General features: G+C 72.1%; 3 protein-coding genes and 1 pseudogene. All 4 read right to left on the reverse strand.

Features of this window, described 5'->3' with window-relative positions; translation table 11 throughout:
* Nucleotides 1–191 precede the first annotated feature (191 nt).
* Nucleotides 192–1,211: a family 2 encapsulin nanocompartment cargo protein polyprenyl transferase gene (locus tag Q5425_RS38175; RefSeq protein ID WP_308677279.1), complete on the reverse strand. Its 1,020-nt coding sequence runs from the start codon at nucleotides 1,209–1,211 to the stop codon at nucleotides 192–194.
* Nucleotides 1,211–2,599, reverse strand: a complete 1,389-nt coding sequence (locus tag Q5425_RS38180) for a family 2B encapsulin nanocompartment shell protein (protein WP_308677280.1) — start codon at nucleotides 2,597–2,599, stop codon at nucleotides 1,211–1,213. The genes Q5425_RS38175 and Q5425_RS38180 overlap by 1 nt, the downstream gene beginning before the upstream one ends.
* Nucleotides 2,596–2,778 carry a hypothetical protein gene (locus tag Q5425_RS38185; protein ID WP_308677281.1) on the reverse strand — a complete coding sequence of 61 codons (183 nt, stop codon included), beginning with the start codon at nucleotides 2,776–2,778 and terminating at the stop codon, nucleotides 2,596–2,598. Before Q5425_RS38185 ends, Q5425_RS38180 begins: the two co-directional genes overlap by 4 nt.
* Nucleotides 2,778–2,890: pseudogene (locus Q5425_RS38190) on the reverse strand (hypothetical protein); the annotation flags it as partial. The gene Q5425_RS38185 and the pseudogene Q5425_RS38190, both read right to left, overlap by 1 nt.

The following is a 2,890-nucleotide window of genomic DNA, read 5'->3' on the forward strand; positions in this document are numbered from 1 at the left end:
CGAACCAACTACTACGCTCAAGCCCCAGCTGCCTGAAAACCCCGTGTCCGCCCCGCCGGGGCAACTCCACACGCGTGTTTGGAGGGGCATCACGCGTGATTGAGGGGGCATCACCGCGATGCCCCGCCAATCACGCATGATGCCCGCCCAATCACGGGTAATGCCCCTCCAGTCACGCGTGATGCCCCTCTTCAGTGGGTTCGGGTGGTGATCAGGCGGGCCAGGGAGGCCAGTTCGGCGCCGGCGCGGGAAGGCGGGGCAGCCGCGGTGAGGTCGCGTAGGGCCTTGGACAGCAACGCGTCTGCTTGGGCTTGGCTCCACTGGCGGCCGCCCGCGGACTCGACCAGGCCCGCCGCGCGGGCCAGCTCGGTCTCGCCCAGGGGTTCGCGCCGGGCGTAGAGCGCGGCGAGGTCCTCGCCCGCGGCCGTGCCGGAGCGCAGCGCCGTCACCACCGGCAGCGACTTCTTGCGGTTCTGCAGGTCCGAGTACACCGGCTTGCCGGTGACGGCCGGGTCGCCCCAGATGCCCAGCAGGTCGTCGACGTGCTGGAACGCCAGCCCCACCGCGCGGCCGAACGCGCCGAAGCCCTCCGCGTCGCCCGGCCCGAAGGCCGCCCCGAGCGTGCACGCCGCACCCAGCAGGGCCGCCGTCTTGCCCTCCGCCATCCGCACGCACTCGCCGGGGGTGACGTCGTCGCGCTGCTCGAAGTCCAGGTCCGCGGCCTGGCCCTCGAGCAGGGCCAGCGTGGCGGCCGACAGCAGCCGCGCGTTCGCGACCCCGCTCGGCGCCAGCACCTCGAACGCCAGGCTCAGCAACGCATCCCCGGCGAGCACCGCCGGCCCGGTGCCGAACACCGTCCACGCCGTCGCGCGGTGCCGCCGGGTCGTGTCGCCGTCCATGACGTCGTCGTGCAGCAGCGAGAAGTTGTGCACCAGCTCGACCGCGACGGCGGCCGGGACGGCGTCGGCGGCCTCGCCGCCCGCGGCTTCCGCGCACAGCAGCACCAAGGCGGGCCGCAGCGCCTTGCCGCCGTCGGCGGAAGCCGGTCTCCCGTCGGCGTCCTGCCAGCCGAAGTGGTAGGCGGCGATCCGCCGCATCGCTTCCGGCAGCCGCCCGGCGGCCGTGCGCAAGGCCGGATCGACGAGTCCCTTGCTCCACGCGAGGACCTCACCGAGGGGCCGGGCCGCGGTGCGTGTGTTCATGGTGGTCATCAGCGACCGACCTGGACGTCGTCGAGGACGCCGAGGGCGTCGGGGACGAGGACGGCGGCGGAGTGGTAGGCGCTGACGAGGTAGGAGGTGATGGCGCGTTCGTCGGTGCCTATGAACCGGACGTTCAGCCCGGGTTGGTATTCGTCGGGCAGCGACTTCGGGCGCAGGCCGATGACGCCGGCGTCGTCTTCGCCGGTGCGCAGGGCCAGGATCGACGTGGTTCCGGTGGTGCTGATGGGGATTTTGTCGCAGGGCAGGATCGGGACGCCGCGCCAGGCGGTGACGCGTTTGCCGTCGAGGACGGTGGGGTCGGGGTAGATGCGGTGGGTGGTGCATTCCCGGCCGAAGGCGGCGATGGCGCGGGGGTGGGCGAGGAAGAAGCGGGTTTTGCGGCGGCGGCAGAGCAGATCGTCCAGATCCAGCGGCGTGGGCGGGCCGGTGCGGGTGGTGAGCCGCTGTTTGAGGTCGGCGTTGTGCAGCAGCCCGAAGTCGGTGTTGTTGATCAGCTCGTGTTCTTGCCGTTCCCGCAACGCTTCGACGGTCAACCGGAGTTGTTGTTCGAGCTGGTTGATGGGGTGGTTGTAGAGGTCGGTGACGCGGTTGTGGACCCGCAGCAGCGTTTGGGCGACGGCGAGGTCGTATTCCCGCGGTGAAGGGTCGTAGTCGACGTAGGTGCCGGGCAGGAGCGGTTCGCCGTCGTGGCCGGCGGCGAGGTCGATGGCGGCTTCGCCTTTGGCGTTCTGCGGTTTCCGTGGCCGGGACAGGGCTTGCGCGACATGGGTGCGCAGCGGTTCGGAGCGGCCGTTGAGGCGGGCGTAGGCGGCGGCGGGCAGCACGAGTGCGGTGACGCGGGTGGCGGCGCGGGCGGTGAAGCCCCAGGCGCCGGGGTCGGGGCCGAGGATTTCCTCGCCGAAGTGGTCGCCGTCGGTGGCGGTGCCGAGGCGGGTTTCGTCGCCGTAGGGGCCGGTGCCGTGGCGGGTGACTTTGCCGTGGGCGAGCAGGAACAGGGTGTCCTGGGGGGTGCCGGCGGTGACGAGGGTGGCGCCGGGTCCGTATTCGCGTTGCTCGAACGCGTCGGCGAGTGCGGCCAGGGCTTGTTCGTCGCCGAAGCCGCGCAGGAGGGGCAGTTCGGTGAGCTCGGCGGGAACGACGTGGACGCGGGCGCCGGTGGTGTAGAAGGAGAGTTTGCCGTCGCCGAGGGTGTAGGTGAGGCGCCGGTTGACGCGGTAGGACCCGGCCGGGACGTCGACCCAGGGGAGCTGGGACAACAGCCAGCGGGTGGTGATGCCGCGCATCTGCGGCACGGTTTTGGTGGTGGTGGTCAGGGTGCGGGCGGCGGTGACGCTCAGCGACAGCTGCACCGACCGGGTTTCTTCGGTGACGGTCACGGGGTGGGCCGCCGATCGGGTTCAGGGGTGTGCGGCGGGCGGGTGCCGCCGGTGCGGGGCACGACCCGCGCGGCGGTGGTGCCCAGCCCGGTCGGCCCGAACGCCGAGGGCGGCAGCCCGGTCCCGGGACGCGGCGGTTCGAGGTCGGGCGGCCGGGGCGGGGTAACGGGTTCGGGCATCATCCCTCCCGGCCGATTTCGGCGCCTTCGAGGACGGCGAGGGCGTCGGGGACGAGGACGGCGGCGGAGTAGTAGGCGGAGACGAGGTAGGAGATGATGGCTTGTTCGTTGA

Source organism: Amycolatopsis sp. A133, assembly GCF_031082405.1.
In the GTDB taxonomy this organism is placed as follows: Bacteria; Actinomycetota; Actinomycetes; order Mycobacteriales; family Pseudonocardiaceae; genus Amycolatopsis.